The 22,656-nt window shown below is 38.1% G+C and carries 14 protein-coding genes; 10 read left to right on the top strand and 4 right to left on the bottom strand.

All coding sequences use genetic code 11. From position 1 onward, the window contains the following. Nucleotides 1-27: 27 nt before the first annotated feature. The 3 genes from CHB68_RS03350 to radC are packed head-to-tail and all read right to left on the bottom strand — an operon-like array spanning nt 28 to nt 2,704. Nucleotides 28-717: a YjjG family noncanonical pyrimidine nucleotidase gene (locus CHB68_RS03350; protein ID WP_089259430.1), complete on the bottom strand. Its 690-nt coding sequence runs from the start codon at nt 715-717 to the stop codon at nt 28-30. Further along, complete coding sequence (locus CHB68_RS03345; RefSeq protein ID WP_089259429.1) at nt 704-2,005, bottom strand: polysaccharide deacetylase family protein; 1,302 nt, start codon at nt 2,003-2,005, stop codon at nt 704-706. Before CHB68_RS03345 ends, CHB68_RS03350 begins: the two co-directional genes overlap by 14 nt. After that, nucleotides 2,006-2,704, bottom strand: a complete 699-nt coding sequence (gene radC, locus CHB68_RS03340) for a RadC family protein (protein ID WP_089259428.1) — start codon at nt 2,702-2,704, stop codon at nt 2,006-2,008. It abuts the gene before it with no gap. Between the two features lie 62 nt (nt 2,705-2,766). On the opposite strand from radC, the gene CHB68_RS03335 reads away from it, so the two are divergent. Further along, on the top strand, nt 2,767-3,210 hold the full coding sequence (locus CHB68_RS03335) for a DUF1569 domain-containing protein (protein ID WP_089259427.1): 444 nt from the start codon (nt 2,767-2,769) through the stop codon (nt 3,208-3,210). A gap of 134 nt (nt 3,211-3,344) precedes the next feature. Here the strand turns inward: CHB68_RS03335 and CHB68_RS03330 are convergent, their stop codons facing one another. Beyond that, complete coding sequence (locus tag CHB68_RS03330) at nt 3,345-4,700, bottom strand: UDP-N-acetylmuramate--L-alanine ligase (protein ID WP_089259426.1); 1,356 nt, start codon at nt 4,698-4,700, stop codon at nt 3,345-3,347. 253 nt (nt 4,701-4,953) lie between these two features. Here CHB68_RS03330 and CHB68_RS03325 point away from each other — a divergent pair, with 253 nt between their 5' ends. The 9 genes from CHB68_RS03325 to CHB68_RS03285 all read left to right on the top strand — a co-directional run bounded on the left by CHB68_RS03325 (nt 4,954) and on the right by CHB68_RS03285 (nt 22,225). Next, nucleotides 4,954-7,809: a gliding motility-associated C-terminal domain-containing protein gene (locus tag CHB68_RS03325; RefSeq protein WP_089259425.1), complete on the top strand. Its 2,856-nt coding sequence runs from the start codon at nt 4,954-4,956 to the stop codon at nt 7,807-7,809. 3 nt (nt 7,810-7,812) lie between these two features. Then, nucleotides 7,813-8,763 carry a PorP/SprF family type IX secretion system membrane protein gene (locus tag CHB68_RS03320; RefSeq protein ID WP_089259424.1) on the top strand — a complete coding sequence of 317 codons (951 nt, stop codon included), beginning with the start codon at nt 7,813-7,815 and terminating at the stop codon, nt 8,761-8,763. A gap of 1 nt (nt 8,764) precedes the next feature. Next, nucleotides 8,765-10,948 carry an OmpA family protein gene (locus CHB68_RS03315; protein WP_179213128.1) on the top strand — a complete coding sequence of 728 codons (2,184 nt, stop codon included), beginning with the start codon at nt 8,765-8,767 and terminating at the stop codon, nt 10,946-10,948. 98 nt (nt 10,949-11,046) lie between these two features. After that, on the top strand, nt 11,047-11,364 hold the full coding sequence (locus CHB68_RS03310) for a cupin domain-containing protein (RefSeq protein ID WP_089259422.1): 318 nt from the start codon (nt 11,047-11,049) through the stop codon (nt 11,362-11,364). A gap of 72 nt (nt 11,365-11,436) precedes the next feature. Then, entirely contained in the window at nt 11,437-12,222 is a 786-nt protein-coding gene (locus tag CHB68_RS03305; protein WP_089259421.1) for an SDR family oxidoreductase, read from the top strand. A gap of 257 nt (nt 12,223-12,479) precedes the next feature. Beyond that, nucleotides 12,480-13,754, top strand: a complete 1,275-nt coding sequence (locus tag CHB68_RS03300) for a sugar phosphate isomerase/epimerase family protein (protein WP_089259420.1) — start codon at nt 12,480-12,482, stop codon at nt 13,752-13,754. Between the two features lie 88 nt (nt 13,755-13,842). Continuing rightward, nucleotides 13,843-14,793: an NAD(P)-dependent alcohol dehydrogenase gene (locus CHB68_RS03295; RefSeq protein WP_089259419.1), complete on the top strand. Its 951-nt coding sequence runs from the start codon at nt 13,843-13,845 to the stop codon at nt 14,791-14,793. Nucleotides 14,794-14,983: 190 nt separating this feature from the next. Further along, entirely contained in the window at nt 14,984-16,021 is a 1,038-nt protein-coding gene (locus tag CHB68_RS03290; RefSeq protein WP_089259418.1) for an adenosine deaminase, read from the top strand. 150 nt (nt 16,022-16,171) lie between these two features. Further along, nucleotides 16,172-22,225, top strand: a complete 6,054-nt coding sequence (locus CHB68_RS03285) for an alpha-2-macroglobulin family protein (RefSeq protein ID WP_089259417.1) — start codon at nt 16,172-16,174, stop codon at nt 22,223-22,225. The last annotated feature ends 431 nt before the right edge of the window (nt 22,226-22,656 follow it).

Here is a 22,656-nt window from a genome sequence, read left to right as displayed (position 1 = left end):
AGGCTGACACCTCTTATATTAGTAACTCTATAAAATGGATTTTATTTCTTGTAGATCGTAAATTATAGGGGCTTCATCATGTCTATCTTCGCGGTGCGCATTAAAATGCACCGCATGTAGTCCAACCGCTTTTGCCCCTAGGATATCGGCTTCTAGATTATCTCCTATCATTAAGGATTTATCCGGTGCTACCCCTGCCCTATGCAAGGCCAGGTTAAAAATTATTGGATTAGGTTTTTTTACCCCTGCCATCTCTGAATCTATAATGTGCTCAAAATAACCATGTATACCGGCGCCCATTAATTTTTTTTCCTGTATTTCCTGAAAACCATTGGTAATGATATGCAACCTATATTTAGGTTTTAGGTAATCCAAAATTTCTATAGTATTAGGGAACAGATGGTTAAAAGATGATAAATGGGCAATATATTCTTGGGACAATAGATGTATGACCTCATCAGATATGCTATAGGAAAGAGTATCAAAAACCGTTTTTAGACGTTGATATCGCAATTCTGATTTGGTAATCCTTTCTTCCCTGTACATTTTCCAAAACCTTAAATTGGAAGGCACATAAACTTCCAAAAATTGGGACAGATCAACATTGATGTGTTGTTCAGTAAAAATTTTTTGAAACGTATAGGCGGAATTCCTATCAAAATCCCAAAGGGTATGATCCAGGTCAAAAAAAATATCGGTCACCTTATTCTTGAACATGTTGTTGTTTTATGATTTCTTCGTAGAGCCTTAACCAGTTTCTTTCATCATTGTTACCCAATAATTCATTGGTAAACATGGCGATTAACGTACCTTGTACATCCTTTACATCTTTCTGTATTCTTTGAATTTGCTGTAATACTACATTGTCTTTTTTTATTTTTGACAAGGCATAATCATGAATAGCAAAGGGGTGCACTTTTATAGGTTGTTTTACCTCTAATGGAATATCATAAAATTGAAAGGGTGAACATGTACCTGCACGGAAACCCAGCTCAAAAGTATAGCCCATGGTATAGTCATCCGTAAATTCTGCCGCAATCAAGTTTCTATAGGTTTCGGGTACATCTACCCTATTATAGCGCATTTTAGAATTATTGACCGGCCTATTGATGACCTCCTCTAAATTAGATTTTTCCTTTTTCAATAGTTCTAGGTTAGAAAAAGAACTATAGGAGGCAGCCAGGGAGACAGGAACATAATCTGCAACATATTTGATGAGCGATTTGAATTTCATGCTATTGGTTGATACATTCTTGTCATATTTGGAATAATCCGCGAACTGAAAAAAGAAATTACATTTTACACCGTATTTTTTATGCATGGCGATCAAAGCCGCAAAATTATCATAGGGGTCCTTTAGTCTATTGAAACGAACGGCCACACGTTCATAGACCCGCTTTAATTTTAAGGTTCCCAAATCCATAATCAAGCCAGCCAAACCACGGGCAATCCCCCTATTGGCGTAGCAATGTGATGTGGCTACATCTATAATGGATATATAATCATAAGACCTGTTCCTATATTCAAGGTCATCAAAACGTTCCTTAAGAGCGTCCAATAGTTTATATGCCCATAAATCTACTACAGGTTTTTGTAAAAAGTCATTTTGGTAAGCAATACTATCCTTTGGTGAAAATCTACCATGAATATCCTTTACGTGGGGCAGATATTCCTCATATCTGGCCAGTAGAAAAAAGCTTGCCGCAAAAATATCAAAAGGAATGTTACTACGCTCCCCATTGGAAAAGAAGCACGGTATACCTTCCCAATCCCCCACACTTATCTCCACATCGTTTATGCCCTGTTCAAATAACAATTCATTACTACGAATAAAAAACTCATTTTGCAGAGGTTGTTTGGTATATGTAATCTTTGGGCCCGTATGCTTTATAAATTCTTCTACTTTGGTGGTAAAGTCAAGTTCTATACCCAACATATTCACAAAGATATGCCTCATGATATAGGTAAGTCGGGGTGTTATCTTATGGGTATAGATCAATAACATTTAAAGCAATTTTTCATCTGCAAAGCTAAAATAACTTTTTTGGGTAATGATCAAATGATCCAAGACCTTTACATCCAAAGTTTCACTTGCCAATTTTATTTTTTGGGTAATTTGCTTATCTGCCCCACTGGGTCGCAATGTACCTGATGGATGGTTATGGGCCAAAATAATTGCAACGGCACCCAGTTCCAAAGCTTGTTTCATTACTAGGCGTACATCTACCAAGGTCCCGGTTATACCACCTTTACTCATTTGGGCCTTATGTAAAACTTTATTGCTGTTATTTAGGAACAGTATCCAGAATTCCTCATGTTCCAACTCTCCCATTATGGGCTGTAATAAATTATATACGTCTTGGCTGCTTCCTATTTTATCGACTTTCAAAGAATCTTCTCCCCTACGCCTTCTTCCCATTTCCAATGCGGCAGCAATGGTTACGGCCTTTGCTTCTCCAATACCTTTAAATTCCATTAACTGCTTTATGGTGAGCCTACCGAGTTCATTGAGATTATTGCCTACCGATGCCAAGATACGTTTAGAAAGTTCAACAGCACTTTCTGACCTACTGCCAGAACCTATTAAAATAGCGATCAACTCTGCATCGGACAATACGGAACGCCCCTTCTGCACCAGTTTTTCACGTGGTTTATCATCATCGGACCAATTTTTAATGGAAAAGGAAGTAGATTTATCCGGCATAGGCTAAAGATACAGAACTAATTATTTTATCCTAAATTTAAACATCAATTAAAGAAGCAACCATGAAATCACTTTTAAACGAAGATGGCTACAAAGACATTAAGTCCCGATTGAACAACCTAAAGGAAGATACTGATCGGCAATGGGGTAAAATGTCCGTTGCACAAATGTGCTGGCATTGTCAATATCCGTTAAAACTGGCCGTAGAAAACCGTCCCAACACCTCTAAAGGTAATTGGTTCGTAAAAACCTTTTTTAAAAAATCATTATACAATGACAAACCTTGGCGTAAAGGTCTGCCTACCGCACCACAGTTAAAAGCCAAAGAGGAGAAAAATTTTGATGAAGAATATAGATTACTACATCAATTAATAGATGATTTCCACGCAACCAAAAGTCGAGATAGATGGTATCCACATCCTGCATTCGGAGAATTTACAAAGGATCAATGGGGACAGTTGGAGTATAAGCACCTAGACCACCATTTAAAACAATTTGGTCTATAATAGTTCGTTGGGTCGTAATTGCTGAAAAACTAAAATAAGTTATCGGCAAGCTTAATAATTCCCGATTTTCATTAGTACTGAATTTAATATCTCAAACAAGTTTAGTCTTATGTTTTAAAATATTCAGCATAACCCTAAACCATTAAATTCTGTAATCTTGCTAAATCAAAACCACCATAATTTCCGGAGCTCATTAACAGTAAGGTTGAATTTTTATACGAACCGGTCTCCAAAAACTTATGGAATGATCTGGCATCGGTAAATATTCTTAAATCATTACGTTGAAAGGCTTCCATTATTTGTTCCGGGGTAACCGCTTTCAATTTTTTAATGGCCACGGATTCCGGTAAAAAGAAAATTACGGCTTCATCTGCGTCATCTAGGGCACCTTTGTATTCCTTTAAAAATTCCGGATTAAAGCTGCTATATGTATGTAGTTCCAAGCATGCAATCAATTTTCTATCAGGATATTGTTCTTTGACTGCTTTAGTGGTAGCCGCTACCTTACTGGGTGAATGTGCAAAATCCTTGTATGCAATACTGCACGAGCCTTCCGCTATTTTCTCCAATCGTTTGGACGCTCCTTTAAATGTTGCAATGGCTTCATAGAAATCATCCTCGTCCACACCCATGTTTTGGCATATCCATTTGGCACCTGCCAAATTGCTTAGATTATGTCTGCCAAATACTTCTATGGGCATAGGGCCTTCAGACGTTTCCAACAAGGTTTCTCCATGTTCTACAGAATATTCTGGCGTGCTATAGGGCAATTTACGAATTGCATTTTCAGAGGCCTCTACTACTGCTTTTACGTTAACATCCTCTTCATTGTAGGTTATTGAGCCTCCTTTAACGATACTGTCCACAAATATCCTGAACTGCTCCACATAATTTTCAAATGTGGGGAAGACATTGATATGGTCCCAGGCTATACCGCTTAAAAGCGCAATATTAGGTTGGTATAAATGAAACTTGGGCCTTCGGTCTATTGGCGAAGATAAATATTCATCCCCTTCCAAAACTATAAAATCATTATGCTCCGTTAAATGCACCATTCTTTCAAATCCGTCCAACTGTGCCCCAACCATATAATCCACTTCTATATCATGAAAATTAAGCACGTGCAATATCATGGAAGTAATAGTGGTCTTGCCATGGCTACCACCTATAACTACGCGTGTTTTATTTTTGGACTGTTCATATAAAAATTCCGGATAGGAGTAGATGGTAAGACCTAACTGCTGTGCCTTTAACAATTCTGGATTATCTTCCTTGGCATGCATACCCAATACAATAGCATCCAGGCCGGCATCTATCTTATTTGGAAACCATCCAAATTCCAATGGCAACAAACCCTTTGCCTGCAATCTGGACCTTGATGGTTCAAATATAACGTCATCACTACCTGTTACCTGGTATCCCTTATGAGACAAGGCAAGTGCTAAATTGTGCATTGCACTCCCCCCTATAGCTATAAAATGTATGCGCATTATTTAATTTTAGTTGTCAAAGATAGCCAATGTACCCAAAAACCGCATTGTTGGCAACACCTACATTTTCTTTATACCTATATAAAAATCAATAATTGATCGACCAAATACATGTGCCAAACAGATTTAACAATCATGTTTAGTAGTATTCACCCTACAAATTTGATAACTGACAACATATTTTTTATCACCCTATCTTTCCGAAATACCTTTAAAAATGGACAATTACATCCAACCAACCAATTCCCCTTAAATGAACATTTTAAAATTGAGGTTTTTAATTGTACCGCTATTAGTCCTAAGCTCCTATAATTTTGTTTATGGACAATGCGCCGGCACAAGCACAACCATTGATGTGTGTACCAAAGATGCCGATGTAGGCAATAGAAACTTTGACCTTTTTGCCCAATTGGGCGGAACCCCAGCAACTGGTGGTACATGGTCTACTACCAACCCCGCAAATTTTGTAGCACTAAACCAGACTACGGGCATAGTAGATTTATGGCGTATCAACAATTACGGTATTCATAGATTTACTTATACCAATACCGCCTGTAATCAATCTGCAGTGGTGACCATTAATCTTGGCGGCTATCCAGGGGAGGATAATATAGATGGCAGTGCCAATGCCTGTAGTGATGACTCCAACGTTAACCTGCATGGATTCTTAGGCAGTAATATTGATGGTAAAGTACAGGATTTTAATGGTCTTTGGGAAGAAGACCCCAGTACAGCAACCAATCAATTGGATAACAATATTTTCAATGCGCAGGCCGCTGGTCCGGGCATATATATATTTACTTATACGGTACTCGAGGTAAGTAGTTGTGCCAGTCGTACATCTACCGTTATTTTGGAAGTTCATCCAGCCGCCAACTCAGGATTACCCAATAGTCTTACCTTTTGTACCAATGAAGATCTGTCTGGCTATACCAATCTTGATTTGAACAGTAGATTAGTTGGTGAAGACCCCAACGGTACATGGTCGGAAAATGGCACGAACCAACTCAGTGATTTAAATGATTCTTTTATAAATATTCAGGAACTGAACGATAATTTTGGATATGGCACCTATTCATTTACATATACGGTTTTCCCCAGTCACCCGGTTTGTGAAGAACAGTCCTCTGTAGTCAACATTAATATATTACCTGTTTTGGACGGAGAGATTACTACAGAAAGTGTATGTTTTGGTTCGGACTATATTGTTGAATTAACCTATGACGACACAATCTTTCATAATGGTTCGTTTATATTAACGTATTCCGTAGATGGTAGGCTAGAAGAAGCCCCTACTACATTGACCAACGGTAGCGGTAGTTTTATGGTAGATCCGGATCTGGTACCTGTAAATAGAATTTTAACGCTTAGCGTTCTAGGAATTGAAAGCGTTTCGCCTTTGCGGGACATATGCCCTACTATTTTAGTGCCGCCTACCACGTTTTTGGCTGCGGATTCAAGTGTTTCCGTACAAGATATTTGTGTGAATAACGATGCAACGGTAACCTTTACGAATATTTTGGACGAGGATGGCAATTTTGCCAACGGTGCGTACAGTACGGATTACACCTTAAATTTACCTACGGGCGACCCTATAGTGATATCCAATGCGCCTTTAACGTTTACCAACGGTTCTGCATCTTTAACAATTCCGAATACAAATTTTGCTACCGAGGGCGATTATGATATAGACTTAACAATAACGGATAGTTATTCTACCAACTGTCCGCTAACTGCTAATTTTACTGTAATTCCCGTTCCTAGTCCAATACAGTTGGACTTACAAATAGATAATAATTGTGACGCAACACAAATAGATGTCATTATAGATGCGCCTGTTTTAAGTGATGGTTCCTATACCATAACTTATGATGTTATGGAAATGGATTCCAATACCATATTGACGACCAATACCATCAATTTTACGGGCGGTACGGCAGACTATCAAATTGATGTGGATGCATTGCCCATAGGAAATTATACGGCAAGTGTTCGAAGTACCCAAAATGATACGACCCCATGCCGTCTAGTGTATGATTTTGAAGAACAGGAAAACTTCTCAAGAGGCGGTATACCAGAAGCTCCTCAAGCAGCCGAAGAACAGATATTCTGTACGGTTGATTACCCCAATGAACCTACCTTAATGGATATAGAGGTCACTTCCAATGGAGCGCTTTTATTTTATGCCACCGCAACGGATACCGATATACTTCCTATAACGACCTTACTGGAAAACGGGGAGGATTATTATATATCCAACACCGATCCCGCAAGTAATTGTGAAGGTTCCGACCGTATACGGGTGTTGACAATTTTAAGCGATCCTTCAGGACCAACTACGAACAATTCCGCCCCCATCTTTTGTGCAGAGGATAATCCTACATTATCCTTGATTGCCATAGATAGCCCAGCAGGTAGTTCCATTATATGGTTTAATGCAGATGTAAGCGGCACTTTATTGGATTCAACCACAACCTTGGTAGATGGACAAACCTATTATGCCGCAATCCTAAATGAACAAAATTGTACTAGCAGCCAACGATTGGCAATAACGCCAACAATCATAACCGTGGCGCCATCCAATTTATCTGACACCGAACTAACGGCATGTGGATTGGACAATCCTACGGTGCAAGAACTTAGGGCCCTGGAAGATGAAATGGAAAATGACGTTTTTTGGTTTCTTACGGAAACAGGGGGTACTGCACTTGACAATGATACCCCATTACAAACGGACACTGTTTATTATGCCGAAAGTAGGGACCCGGCAACTGGTTGTTCTTCTGCATCCCGTGTTCCGGTAAATGTAGACTTAAGCGCATGTGATCCCGAAGATTATGATTTTTTCATTCCGGACGGGTTTTCTCCCAATGCGGATAATCGAAACGATACCTTTTTTGTTCCCAACATTGAAACCATTTTTCCCGACTATACCATTGAAATCCTTAACCGATATGGTACAACATTATTTAAGGGCGATAAAAACAATCCTGCATGGGATGGTAGTAATGGTTCTTCCATTGCTCCAAATGGTATTTATTTCTATATCATCAATTACAACAAGGATAACTTTGAACCCGTCCAAGGAAGATTATATTTAAACAGATAAGCAATGCAAAACACACTACAACACTTAAGGATTGTTTGCATAGCTATGCTAATTTTCCTTTGTAAAGTTCAGGCACAACAAGACCCACAGTACACCCAATACATGTATAATATGAATGTGGTCAACCCCGCATATACCACCAACGAGCAGGGCATGTTAAATTTTGGGACGTTGTATAGAACCCAATGGCAAAATGCCGTAGGTGGACCAAAGACCCTAACCTTCTTTGCCCATACCCCATTTTCAGAAAAAATTGAGATGGGCGCCTCAATAATATCCGACGATATTGGAGACGGCTCATTAAAAGAAAATAATATCTATATAGATTTTGCATACATACTAAAACTTAATGAACAAAGTAATATAAGCCTAGGCCTTAAAGGAGGAGTCACAACGTTTCAGACCAATTTTAATGGTTTTAGACTGCCAGAGGTACAAGATGACCCGGCATTTAATGAAAATCTAAACAATACGTTTCCAAATATTGGTATCGGCGCATTTTATACCAGGGACAAGTTCTATGCAGGTGTATCCATACCCAATCTATTGACCTCAAAACATTTGGAAAACAGGGATGGCATTACCCGTATTGGTGCAGAGGCCATTCATTTTTTCGGTATGGCAGGCTATGTGTTCAACATTCATTCAGACTTAAAAATAAAACCCTCTATAATGACCAAAATGGTACAGGGGGCACCAATTACGGCAGACCTTTCTATAAACGCATTGGTTAACAATAGGTTTGAGGGCGGGGTATCTTATCGATTGGATGATTCTGTCAGTGCCATGTTCAATATTGCAGTATTGCCCGCTTTTCGCATTGGTTACGCCTATGACTACACCCTTTCTAACCTTGGGTCGTTCAATAATGGATCCCATGAAATTTTCCTACTGTTCAACTTAGACCTTTGGGGACTTAAAAAGGGCTATGACAAATCTCCTAGATTCTACTAAAATGAAAAAGACTATAATACTCATTATCACAGTACTGGGAACCTATGGAACAATTTGGGGCCAACATGAGGTAGATCGGGCCAATGACCTTTTTGAAAAAGCATATTATACAGATGCCATACCCCTTTATGAAGCGGCGTTGCCAATGAATAAAAGCAGCGTATTGATCAAGAACTTGGCAGATTCCTATTACCACACGTTCAATTTAAATGCATCCGCCCGTTGGTACCGCAACCTTATTTCCAATTATGGGGATACCGTCAATGAAGAGTATTTCTTTAGATTGAACCAATCTTTAAAAGCTATAGGGGAATATAAAGAAGCAGAAAAAGTGCTAGGTGATTATTATTCAAAAGAAGGACAGACAGATAAATTGCTACAATTAAGGCAATCTTCTACATATCTTGATAATGTAAAAGCTATAGGTGAACGATATACAATTGAAAACAGTGCACTGAATACGGGCACATCAGAATTTGGGGCCATGTCAATTGGAAACGAAATGTGGTATACCGCCGCACATAAAAATTCGAAATCCAAAACTTACCGGTGGAACAATCAACAATACCTTGATATTTATACCCATCCATTGGAAAAACAAATGTGGGGAGATAGTTTAAGTAGTGAACTTCCCGGCCAAGTAAATACGCGATTACACGAGGGGACTTTTACACTTTCATCAGATAGAAAAACCCTTTACTTTACCCGTAACAATTTTAAAAACGGGAAACGCAAGACAGATGACCGTAAGATATCCAACCTTAAAATATACCGTGCCATGTTGGAAGACGGTGAATGGAAGCATATTACAGAACTGCCCTTTAATAGTGATGAATATTCCAATGAGCATCCAACCCTAAGCGCAGATGGCACGAAACTCTATTTTTCATCGGATAGACCGGGTGGTTTTGGTTCGTTCGATATTTATGAGGTCACTATACAATCAGACGATTCCTATGGTGCTCCCATAAATTTAGGTGCTTTGATCAACACCGATAAGAAAGAACAATTTCCTTTTATATCCTCTGATGGAGCATTGTATTTTTCTTCTAACGGACACCCAGGTTTTGGTCTATTGGATGTCTTTATTTCCAAAAGTGACAATGGAGTGTGGCAGCATCCTGATAATTTGGGCTTACCTGTTAACAGTGGTTATGATGATTTTTCCTATGTGCTGAACAACGATGGCAAAACAGGATATTTTGCTTCCAATAGGCCAACGGGTAAAGGAAGCGATGACATCTATAAATTTACCGTCACCAAAGAACTTACCATAGAAAATTGCAAGCAATATATCACCGGAACTATAACCGACCGCACCACCACCCTGCCCCTAGCAGGTGTCAATGTCCTATATCTGGACAACGCAAACAACCTTATCATGACCGTTACCACAAAAGAAGATGGAGCTTTTTCTTTTGATGCCGACTGCGAGACCGCATATACCCTAAAAGCTGAAAAAGCCGGATATGAATCAAATATGAGAAACATAATTACCGATAAAGTACGTAGCGCTACAAAAGACGCGTCCATGGATTTATATTCTATTACCGAACGTGAAAAAACCCAAACCATAGCAAAGCAAAAAAAGCTAGCGGAAGAAAAAGCACGGGCAGAAGCTTTGGCCATAAAAAAACTGGAAGAGGAAAAAAAGGCAAAACAATTACTGGCACAACGTACCATAGAAGAAAAAGAACGTAAAGAAAAAGAGCGCCTTCAAGAGAAAGTTAGGGCGGAACAAGCAGTTGCCAAAAAAATAGAGAATGCCTTAGCCAGTGAAACCGCCTTGGTCAAGGAAACCGACCGCACCATAATAAAAACCGAGGAAATCCATTTTGATTATAGCCTATGGTACTTAAGAAGGGAATCTAGGGAGCGCTTAAAAACAGTTATAGATGTAATGAAGAATAATCCGGGTATGATCATTGAAATAGGAACCCATACCGATATTAGGGGCAATGGTAAATACAATAAGGAACTTTCTCAAAAACGTGCAGATTCCGCAAAGGAATTCTTGGTAAAGAACGGGATTGAATCCGGTAGGATCGTATCAAAAGGATATGGGGAATCTAAGCCTATTGTGAAATGCGCCACTGAGCAAGATTGTTCCGAGGAAGATCATGAATGGAACCGTAGATGTGAGTTTGTGGTAATTGGTTGGGATTATGACAGCAAAAACCCATAAGGAACGCTCATTCAAAAAAGAAAAGCCTCTTTGGAATAACCAAAGAGGCTTTTCTTTTGCAATCGTTTGGTTTATCTTAGTCTGGTAAAAAACAACACATGAGCTTAAATCTTTCCAATATTCCTTCTAAAGAAATTATGCCCGGTTACCATGGCAAATTGGTACATTCCCAACATATGAGTATTGCATTTTGGGAAGTAAAAAAAGATGCGATAGTACCGGAACACGCCCATATGAACGAACAGATCATGCATGTAATGGAAGGTGATTTTGAATTTACGCTAAATGGTGACACCAAAACTTACGGTCCCGGGGATATCGTTATCATTGCACCTCAACAAAAGCATAGCGGCAAAGCATTGACAGACTGTAAACTATTGGATGTGTTTAGTCCCACACGTGAAGAATACAGATGATTTTTTAAGTTTTATATCCCTATTTTCTAAGGGAAAAAGGCAGTAATGTAATAGAAAAACATAACGTAGAACATGAACATTTCCTTACAAAATAAAAAAGCATTGGTAGGTGGCAGTAGTGGTGGTATAGGTAAGGCCATTGCCCAGCAATTGGCAGCAAGTGGTGCCAGTGTCACATTAATGTCACATAGTGAAGATAAGCTACGTGATATTGTTGAAGCCCTACCAAAGGAGACGGGCCAGACACATCAGTTTTTGGTGGTAGATTTCAATGATTTTAATGGTTTTCAAAACAGCATCAGCAACTATTTTGAACATAATTCCGTCGATATTCTGGTAAACAATACCCAAGGCCCTTCAGCAGGTTCTGCGCTTGAAAAAAATGTTTCGGATTACCAAGAGGCTTTTGATCTACTTTTTAAAACCGTAGTCTTCACCTCAGAATTGGCACTGCAGCAAATGATTGCAAAAAATTGGGGCCGTATCATTAATGTGGCATCCGTATCGGTTAAAGAACCTTTATCTTATTTGGCCCTGTCCAATACAATACGTGCCGCTGTAGTAACCTGGGCAAAATCATTGGCCACGGATGTGGGCAAATATCAAATAACGGTGAACAATGTGCTGACCGGTTATTTTGATACCGACCGTATAGCTCAGTTGAATGCAAAAAAAGCGGAACAATTAGGTATTGCACAAAGTCAGGTAAGGAAAGATATGGAATCCAAAGTACCGTTACAACGTATAGGTGACCCCATTGAATATGGATATTTGGCAGCTTTTTTAGCTTCTGATAATGCCGCTTATATTACTGGAACCAACATCCCCATAGATGGCGGACTTTTAAAATCCATGTAATTGCATTCAAGAAACTACTTTCATGTTTATTGGAAATCCATAGTAGCTTGTGCATCATTAAGACCCACACCTAAAACCAACCGAAAAAACTAAAATAATGTAACGGCAATTTTATAAGGGCAGGTATTATATTATTGAAGAATGGGAACGTGTATAATCGGGTAAAAATGAAAAGGGAATCTAGTATATTTATGCCTTTACGATCAAGTTTTATGTACCGGTAAAACACTAAACATTACATTAACCATTACCCTTATATGAAAACATTCATAACACTACTTACTTTATTCATCCATATTGGGCTTTATGCACAAACAAAGGCAATAGACCAACAATTTAAACTAACTCAATATATTGGCGAGTGGTATAGTGTCAATGACATTAATGATGACCAGTTATCTGAAAAGCCTAGTATTAAAATGCAGGTAGTCCCCAAAATGGACGGCAATTCCTTACAGGTTGAAGTGTTTGAAAATCGAAAAAATGAATGGGTACCCATACTAGTGGAATTGATCAGTTATGATAAAATAACAGACCAAATCGTAGCTTCTGGACAAAACCAGGCAAACGAAAGTTTTGTGGGCAAAGGGTATTTTGACATCAATAATATTTGGAGAATGCAAGATTATAACCACCAAGGAGAAACGGGGTTACAGGTTACTTTTGATTTTATTAGTAATACAGAAGTGGTCTTAAAAGGTATAATGCCCAATCCAGAACAGAATTGGCAAGTAAAATATATCAAAAAAAACTCCAAGGATAAAAATTTAGGCATTCAATTGGTTTCCGTTAACGCTGCTATGCAAAAAGACCCGGTTGCCACATTACAACAATTGGATAGGATTGGCTACAGTTATATAGAGACTTTTGTATATAAAGACCGAAAATTTTATGGTATGGAACCTATCACGTTCAAAAATTTGGTAGAGGCCAATGGTATGCAATTTAAAGGTTCAATGACTTTTAAAGGTTTGCCCCAAGATGTTGATTGGAATGCTACAATGGCTTGGTGGAAAACTTGTATAGAAGACCATTTAGCTGCAGGGGTAACATATATTACCACGTCCAATAATGATTTAAAAAATATAAAGTCATTGAAACAATTAAAGAAGTATACAGATTACTATAATGCGGTAGGTAAATTATGTAAGGAAAACGGAATTACCTTTGGCTTTCATAACCATGCAGATGAATTTCTTAAAGTTGAGGGAGTCACAATCTATGACTTTTTATTAAAGAATACCGATCCAAACTATGTATCTTTTCAAATGGACCTGTATTGGATGAGAATGGGAAATGCAGACCCCATTGCCTTCATTAACAATTATCCCGGACGCTTCTTTAGCTGGCATACCAAGGACGATATGGAAATTGGCGCCAGTGGCAAGGTCAATTTTAAAAACTTGTTTTCCTATGCCAAAAAAGCTGGCCTTAGATATAATGTGGCCGAAGTTGAAAAATACAATTTTGACCCCATGCTCAGTGTTGAAATGGGTTATGAATTCTTATATTATTCAGACATAACATGGTAGTATGTATTGATAATGAATAAACTACCGCTATAAAACCGTAACGGATTAGGGGAAATGCCTACAAATACAAAAACAGCAAATACCCCTTATGAAAGCTTACGTAAAACTAAAATATGGCGGCCCGGAAATTCTTGAATTAAAGGATATATCAACACCTGAACCTAATGCCACTGAACTACTTGTTAACATAAAGGCGAATTCCGTAAATCCTGCAGACTGGCATATATTAAGAGGAAAACCCTATTTAACACGTCTAGCATTTGGACTGATCAAACCCAAAAATAAAGTCCTTGGAGCGGATTTTGCCGGTGAAGTCACCAAAATTGGTTCCCAAGTAACAACGTTTCAAGTAGGCGATATGGTTTTTGGAGAACGTACCCTAGGTGGTGCTTTTGCTGAATATATTACAATTCCTGAAAATAAGTGTGCCCCTTTTCCCAATACAATGAACGTACTAAAAATGGCTTGCCTACCAATGGCAGGGACCACGGCATTACAGGCACTGCTTACCCATGGAAATTTGAAAAAATCTGAAACGGTGCTCATCAACGGAGCTTCAGGTGGTGTAGGCCATTTTGCTGTCCAGATCGCAAAAGCTTATGGTGCAAAGGTAACGGCAATCTGTTCGGATAAAAATAAAACTTTTGTAAAGAAACTTGGTGCAGATGACGTCATTGCCTATGACAAAGAAAATATACAATTTCACAACAAGGTCTATGATTTAGTAATCGATGCACATGGCAATTTTAGACATACGGACTATATGCGTTTAGGTAAAAGAGGTGTCATTGTAGGTTTTACCACCATGAACAAAATGATATCGCTACTTCTTAGAAAAGCGTTCAGCAAATATCCATTGGCCCAATTTACGACTATGCCAAATAAGAAAGATTTGGAAACCTTGGCACAACTTATAGCGGACAAAAAAATTGATGTGCATATAGCACAAGAATTTAGTTACCTGGAAATTCCTAAGGCCATACATATACTGGAAAAAAAACGAACCCGTGGTAAATTGGCCATTACTTGGGAGCACTAACGTGTGACGTTTACATCGCAGTCAGTTTTACCTATGTAATCAAAACATGGAACTGGCAAATATCACTTGGATCGTATCCAAAGTATTATCCCTTAATTAAAAAATCTAGGGGCGGTATAATTGACATTAGATATGTAAATTTATAAACCGTTCCAATTTACTGTTAAGGACAATAAAAATTAATCTGCCCATGAACCCATCTCACCTGAAAGAACTAATACAAGGTATTCCTAAAACAGAACTACATTTACATATTGAAGGGAGCTTGGAAGCGGATCTTATGTTCAAGATTGCAAGGAGAAACAATATTGAATTGGCATATAAATCTGTTGAAGATTTAAAAAAAGCATATAAGTTCAATAACCTACAGGAGTTTTTAGACTTGTATTATCTAGGTGCCCAAGTCTTGCTCCATGAGCAAGATTTTTTTGAATTAACCTATGAATATTTAAAAAAAGTACATCAACAAAACGTTGTTCATGTAGAAGTATTTTTTGACCCGCAAACGCATATAGAAAGAGGTGTTCCATTTTCAGTGGTAATTAATGGAATCTATAATGCCCTAAAAAAAGGTGAACAGGAATATGGCATTACATTTAAACTGATTATGTCCTACCTAAGACATTTAAGCGAAGAGGCCGCTTTTAAAACATTGGAAGAATCCTTGCCATTTAAGGAATGGATTGATGGTGTAGGCCTGGATTCTTCGGAGTTGGGCAATCCCCCAAGTAAGTTTATCAATGTTTTCAAAGCATCGGCAGCACAAGGGTACAAATTGGTGTCCCATGCTGGCGAGGAAGGACCAAAAGAGTATATCTATGAAGCGTTGGACCTCTTAAAGGTTATCCGTATTGATCATGGTAATCGTTGTGTGGATGATGAAATATTAGTAAAACGCTTGGTAAAGGAACAAATTCCATTAACGCTATGTCCTTTAAGCAATTTAGAACTAAAGGTCGTTCAAAAATTAGAAGACCATCCCGTAGCCAAAATGTTGGATAAGGGGATTTTGGCAACCATACATTCAGATGATCCCGCATATTTTGGAGGATATATGAATGAGAACTACTATGAGACCGCTAAGGCATTGAATTTATCCACAACCCAATTAAAACAGTTGGCGATCAACGGCTTTAAAGCAAGTTGGCTAGATCAAGAAGCCAAGGAAAAGCACATAGAACAGGTTAAGGAATATTTTGAAACCTATTCAACTACACAATTACGCTAAGTACTTTTAACGATTTATGAACTGCCAACAGCCCTAAAACAATAGTGGTCAGTTTTAAAGAACAGCTTACTAACCCAAAAATACCTTTTACTAATTTTAGGTTGATTGAATAATAAATTTGGCACAGTTTTGTATTGTAATTTTACATATATGAAAAGACTACATATCATTCTCGGTATTTTTTTGTTTGCCCAAATGGGCAATGCACAGCAAAATGATGACTATACAACCCTTTGGGAGCAAGTAGAAAAATTGCAGGATGACAATTTGACCAAATCCGCACTTGAACTTGTAGAGTCCATTTCCAAAAAAGCAAAACAGGAAGGCAATAAAACTCAAATTATAAAGGCCCTACTGCATAAATCCAGATATGGGCTAACCTTAAAGGAAGATGCCGAGTTAAGTATTGTCAATGATTTTAAAATGGAAATCGATGATTCTAATGGTGTCATCAAAAATATTCTCCATAGTTATCTGGCAAACATTTATTGGCAATACTTTCAAGCGAACAGGTATCGATTTTATAATCGTACTACTACAGCACAAAAAGTGGATACGGTAGATTTCAGAACGTGGGACTTGCACACACTATTTCAGGAAATAGATCAAAATTTTCAAGCTTCCCTGGCGAATCCGGCAGATTTACAGGCTACACCCATTGCAACGTTTAGCACGATATTGGAAGAGGAAAAAAATTCTAGCACGTTCAGGCCTACACTTTTTGATTTGTTGGCCCATACGGCATTATCCTTTTACACCACAAGTGAAAACAGCATTCAAAAACCGTTAGAAGTTTTTAAAATCAATACCGCTGAAATGTTATGTGATGCATATACATTTAGTACAATGGAAATTGATAAGGAACAATCGGTTTCACTGCAGTCTAAAGCGTTGGGAATTTACCGTCAGTTAACGGCCTTTCACTTTGGCAATCCTGATCTGGCGCCCCTGACCTTAGTAGATATTGAGCGTCTATTGTACACCCACAAACATGCTACTTTTTCCAACAAGGATGAAATTTTGATAGATGTTTTAAAAAATACGGCTGACGGAATACGTAATAGTCCTTTTGCAGGTTTGTACCTCTATGAAATTGCCGAACGATATAAGGAAATAGGAGGACTGTACAATCCACGGTCTGCCAATGAACACCAATGGAAATTAAAGGAAGCTGTAAAAATTTGTGATGAGATTATTGCCAAATTTCCAAATAGCAGGGCTGCAGAAAAATCTATCGCCCTTAAAAATGAAATTACCACGCCATTCGTACATGTTACGTATGAAAAATATATTCCAAACAACACGGTGGGTAGACTATTGGTAACCTATAAAAACGTTGAACATATCGAGTTAACGGCGCATTCTATTTCAAGAACAGCGTTGGAAAAATTGAATGAGCTATATAATGAGGACGAAAAATTAGCACTGATTTCAACGTTACCAATAGCGCAATCATGGAATGCCGCCTTAACCACGGAAAATGACCACCAGACCCATAGTACTGAAATTTCAATACCAGCATTGAACAATGGTCAATACATAGTTATTCTACAGCCTAAAGATTCAAAAGCATCTGCTTACAGTTATGAAGTAGTACAGGTAACGGATTTTGCGGTAAACGAAACACAAACCAATACACACCAAACCTATCATGTTCTGGACCGCAATAACGGCAGACCCATTGCCGGGGCAACCGTTACCTTTCATTACAGACAAAATTATAATGCACCCCAAAAAAGCGAAACCTTTACCACCAATGATTTAGGAAACATAACAATAAAAAAAGACAAGGATACATGGGGCAATATCAATATAACCGTAACAAAGAGTAATGAAACAGCCTACTTTGACAATTATTATTTAGGCAGAAGTTATAATGACACCAATGAGTCCGAAACCAACACATGCTTTTTATTTACCGATAGAAGTATATACAGGCCTGGGCAACCCATATATTTTAAAGGAATCGCGGTACAGCAAAGCAATGGAGATTCAAGTATTATTACGGACACTACCCTAGAAATAGCACTTTTTAACGCCAATGGCCAAATGATATCAAGCCAAATGAAGGTTACCAATGACTATGGCTCTTTTTCCGGTGAGTTTGTATTACCCAATGATGGACTTACCGGAAGGTATGCGCTACAAATTTATTCGGACGATATTGAGATTAATGGTTACCATCCACTTTCTGTTGAAGAGTACAAACGACCAAAATTTGAAACAGACTTTAAACCGATCAGCGACAGCTATAAAGTAAACGATAGTATAACCGTAACAGGTAAGGCCATGGCTTATGCGGGCAGCGCCATTACCAATGCAAAGGTCGTATACCGTGTCAAAAGAATTGTTGACCTACCCGTTTGGTATTATTGGCGTAGGCCTCAAATCCAAAATACTCCACAGGAAATAGTACAGGGCGAGACCATAACGGACGATAATGGTAATTATTCCATACATTTTAAGGCTTTGTCCGATGAAAGAATGAATAAGGTAGACCTCCCCATATTTAATTATGAAATCACTGCCGATGTAACGGATATTAACGGTGAAACCCGAAGCGCTACTACAACTGTCAAGGTAGGTTATCATGTATTAAATGTACAGCTCTTGCTTCCTAAGGTATTGGATAAGGAAACTAAAGATGCCCAGTTCAGTATTAAGAGCACCAATTTAAATGACATGCCAGTTTCGTCTACCGGTACCATTAAACTTTATAAATTACAAGCACCTACCAATGTATTACGTTCCAGACCATGGCCAGCCCCTGATTATAGTGGGTTTACGGAACAGGAGTTTAAGGAACTATACCCCTATGATGCTTACAAAAATGAAGACGACCCTGCTCAATGGGAAAAAGAAAAAATGGTATGGAAAACCAATTTCAATACTGCGAACACCACTACCATAACCCTGGATAAATTAAAGAAATGGCAGTCGGGCAATTATGTAATGGAACTGGAAACGAAGGATAAGTTTGGACAGCCCGTAAAAGATATAGCACAATTGACCCTTACCGATAATGACAACAAATTGGCGGATAACCAATTGTTTCAGATTAAAACTGATCGACCGAAATATGCCATTGGCGAAAAGGCGAAAATTACATTTTTAACGAATGCCAACGAACTTGATGTAATGGTTTATATTGAAAAAGATCATGAAATTGTGGACTCAATGCTGATCAACCTTAGTACATCAAAGACGATAACACTTCCCGTAACAAAAAAAGATTTGGGTGGTTTTGCAGTGCATTATAGATACGCCTATAAAAATTCATTTCATGCGGAAAGTTTAATTATACCAGTACCGTACCCAAACACAGATTTACAAATAGAAACCTTGACCTTTAGGGATAAACTTGCTCCCGGCACGGATGAAACGTGGTCGTTCAAAATAAAGGGAAACAAAGGTGATAAAGTTGCCGCAGAACTTTTGGCAAGCATGTACGACAGCTCTCTTGACCAGTTTACAACCCATAATTGGAGTTTTAATCCGTTTGATCGTCCCACATATTTTTCAAGGATTAGATTAAATGTCCAAAACAGTTTTGCAACGGGTAGTTTTAAAAACTATTTCAGTTACCCTAATATTAGCTACTCATCCTTAATTTTTGATGAACTCAATTGGTTTGGGTTTAATTTAAACAGAACCAATTATGGTTTCTATGAAAGCAGAAAAGGGTATGCTCAAAAGTCTGCCCCAATGGTTTCAAGCCTTGAGGATTCCAATGCTAAATTAGATGAGGTAATTATCACCGGAAGTGGTATTCCCGACAGTGTAAATACAATACAAGGAGAGAGTGAGGCGACAGCAGAGAATAATACGGAAACTACTCAGAATACGGTACAACCACAACAGGTTGCTATTCGCAAAAATTTACAGGAAACCGCATTCTTTTTCCCAGAACTTCGCACAGATAAGGACGGGCATGTAACCTTTAGCTTTAATTCCCCAGAAGCATTGACAAAATGGAATGTACAATTGCTTGCACATACAGCAGATTTACAAAGTAACATTGTCAAATTATCAACGGTTACCCAAAAAGAATTAATGGTCGTTCCCAATGCCCCACGGTTTTTAAGGGAGGGAGACGTAATTACCATCAGTACAAAGATTGCCAATCTAACTACGAAAAAGCTTTCTGGGAAAGCCACGTTGGCGTTAACGGATGCATTAACCAACAAGGACATTTCTATGGATGTGCTATCCGAATCCAATCAGGACATATCGTTTCGGGTAGATTCACTTAACAACACCCAAGTGTCATGGCAGTTAAAGATTCCAGAAGGGGTACAATCCGTTCAGTATAAAATAATTGCACAAACCGGTGAATTTTCAGATGGGGAACAAAATATGTTGCCCGTTCTTTCCAATAGAACTTTAGTGACTGAAACGTTACCAATGTGGATAAGAGGCAACCAATCTAAAACTTTTACCCTGAACAAATTAATGAACACAGACCAATCTACAACACTAAAACACCATAAACTGACTTTGGAGATGACCTCCAATCCTGCATGGTATGCCATACAGGCCCTACCCTATTTAATGGAATACCCTTATGATTGCAATGAACAGATTTTCTCCAGGTTTTATGCAAATACTTTGGCAAGCCATATTGCAAACAGTAACCCTAGAATTCGCGATGTATTCGATCAATGGGCAAATGAAGATATTTTGATGAGCAATCTTGAAAAAAATCAAGAGTTAAAATCATTACTTATTCAGGAAACCCCATGGTTGCGTGATGCACAATCAGAAAAGGAACAAAAAAAACGGATAGGCCTTTTGTTCAATTTAAATAAGATGAAAAACGAAGAAGGCATCGCATTAAGAAAACTAACCCAAAACCAAAATTCCAATGGTGCCTGGGCCTGGTTTAAAGTAGGTCCGGACAACCGTTATATTACACAGCATATTCTTACCGGTTTTGGACAATTAAGGCATTTGAACGTCAGTGCGCTTAACAAAACAAATAACAATAGGATAATCATAAATGCACTAGAATATCTAGATACGGAATTTGTAAAGGAACATGAGAGAATGCTAAGAAATTCCTCAAATATCAATGATGATCATTTAAGTATATATCAGGTTCATTACTTATACATGAGAAGCTTTTTCCCGGATGTGGCAACTTCTCAAAAAGTAGAAAAAATAAGAACCTATTATGTAACACAAGCACAACAATATTGGCAGAAAAAAGGGTTATATGCACAAGGCATGTTGGCATTGGCCCTGCACCGTATAGGCGATACCAAAACAGCAGTTAAAATATTGAGCGCTTTAAAAGAGAATAGTATTGTTAGTGATGATTTGGGAATGTACTGGAAAAACAATACCAGTTCTTGGTTTTGGTACCAAGCCCCTATTGAGACACAAGCATTACTGATCGAAGCTTTTTCTGAAGTAACGCCCACGGATGTGGAAGTTTTGGACAATCTTAAAATTTGGTTGCTCAAACACAAACAGACCAACCAATGGAGCACCACCAAGGCCACTACAGAAGCTGTATACGCCCTATTGCTTAAAGGTAATGATTGGTTATCCGTTTCCGAAGCGGTTGATGTTGAAATTGGCGGCAATCCCATTAATCTTTCAACATTGGAAGATGTTAAAATTGAAGCCGGTACCGGATATTTCAAAACATCATGGAACGGTAACGAAATTAGCCCAAAAATGGGTGAGGTCCAGATAAATAAAAAAGGTAAGGGAATAGCTTGGGGAGCTTTATACTGGCAATATTTTGAGGATTTGGACAACATTACCGGTGCAAACACTCCACTTGCTTTAAATAAAAAAATCTTCTTAAAGAAAAACACCCCTACGGGCGAGGTCATTTCAGAAGTAAAGGACGATACTTTGTTACAGGTTGGCGACTTGGTTCGCATAAGAATAGAATTGTCATCTGACAGGCCAATGGAATTTGTTCATATGAAAGATATGAGAGCTGCCGGTTTTGAACCGGTAAATGTACTCTCCAGTTATAAATGGCAAGACGGACTTGGTTATTATGAAAGTACCAAGGATGCCAGCACTAACTTTTTCTTTGATTACCTACCAAAAGGCAACTTTGTTTTTGAATATGATGTACGCGTAAACAACGCAGGTAACTTTAGTAATGGCATAACCACTATTGAAAGCATGTACGCCCCTGAGTTCAAAAGCCATAGTGAGGGTATTCGTGTACAAGTGGAATAATCACATAATTTTATAACAAAAAAAGGCAAAACAAATAGTGCCTTTTTTTTATGGGATAAAAGCTTCTTCGATCATCGGGTAATTCTGTAATCTCATCCAAATTCTATTTTCAATAGAATATAAATCAGATTTACGATTTTGGACAGTATCCATTTTTGCCGGTATATAACCTAGAGTTTTTTAAACTTCTTCAGTAGTTATGGTCTCCTCATTATAGCTGGAAAATACTATCAAACCTGCTGTAAAAAGATAAAATTTTCATTTTATGAATTAGATTTTAAAGTCGAAGTAAATAGTGTCTTTTTACGCATTGTTTTAAATAAACGATATAAAAACGTTTTAGAATACTATATTCTCAACTACCGGAATGTAACGAGCCATTTAATTTTAAGATATGACAAGTAATAGGCTTGCAAACTCACTCAAAGTGC

The sequence above is a fragment of the Maribacter sedimenticola genome, assembly GCF_900188415.1.
Classification (GTDB): domain Bacteria; phylum Bacteroidota; class Bacteroidia; order Flavobacteriales; family Flavobacteriaceae; genus Maribacter; species Maribacter sedimenticola.
The sequence above is the reverse complement of the archived record's forward strand: the minus strand, read 5'-3'. Positions and strand labels throughout refer to the sequence as shown.

Bases quoted from the DNA above. Each gene is read 5' to 3' on its own strand.
- CHB68_RS03350 (WP_089259430.1), bottom strand. From the start codon at position 717: ATGTTCAAGAATAAGGTGACCGATATTTTTTTTGACCTGGATCATACC.
- CHB68_RS03345 (WP_089259429.1), bottom strand. From the start codon at position 2,005: ATGTTATTGATCTATACCCATAAGATAACACCCCGACTTACCTATATC.
- radC (WP_089259428.1), bottom strand. From the start codon at position 2,704: ATGCCGGATAAATCTACTTCCTTTTCCATTAAAAATTGGTCCGATGAT.
- CHB68_RS03335 (WP_089259427.1), top strand. From the start codon at position 2,767: ATGAAATCACTTTTAAACGAAGATGGCTACAAAGACATTAAGTCCCGA.
- CHB68_RS03330 (WP_089259426.1), bottom strand. From the start codon at position 4,700: ATGCGCATACATTTTATAGCTATAGGGGGGAGTGCAATGCACAATTTA.
- CHB68_RS03325 (WP_089259425.1), top strand. From the start codon at position 4,954: ATGAACATTTTAAAATTGAGGTTTTTAATTGTACCGCTATTAGTCCTA.
- CHB68_RS03320 (WP_089259424.1), top strand. From the start codon at position 7,813: ATGCAAAACACACTACAACACTTAAGGATTGTTTGCATAGCTATGCTA.
- CHB68_RS03315 (WP_179213128.1), top strand. From the start codon at position 8,765: ATGAAAAAGACTATAATACTCATTATCACAGTACTGGGAACCTATGGA.
- CHB68_RS03310 (WP_089259422.1), top strand. From the start codon at position 11,047: ATGAGCTTAAATCTTTCCAATATTCCTTCTAAAGAAATTATGCCCGGT.
- CHB68_RS03305 (WP_089259421.1), top strand. From the start codon at position 11,437: ATGAACATTTCCTTACAAAATAAAAAAGCATTGGTAGGTGGCAGTAGT.
- CHB68_RS03300 (WP_089259420.1), top strand. From the start codon at position 12,480: ATGAAAACATTCATAACACTACTTACTTTATTCATCCATATTGGGCTT.
- CHB68_RS03295 (WP_089259419.1), top strand. From the start codon at position 13,843: ATGAAAGCTTACGTAAAACTAAAATATGGCGGCCCGGAAATTCTTGAA.
- CHB68_RS03290 (WP_089259418.1), top strand. From the start codon at position 14,984: ATGAACCCATCTCACCTGAAAGAACTAATACAAGGTATTCCTAAAACA.
- CHB68_RS03285 (WP_089259417.1), top strand. From the start codon at position 16,172: ATGAAAAGACTACATATCATTCTCGGTATTTTTTTGTTTGCCCAAATG.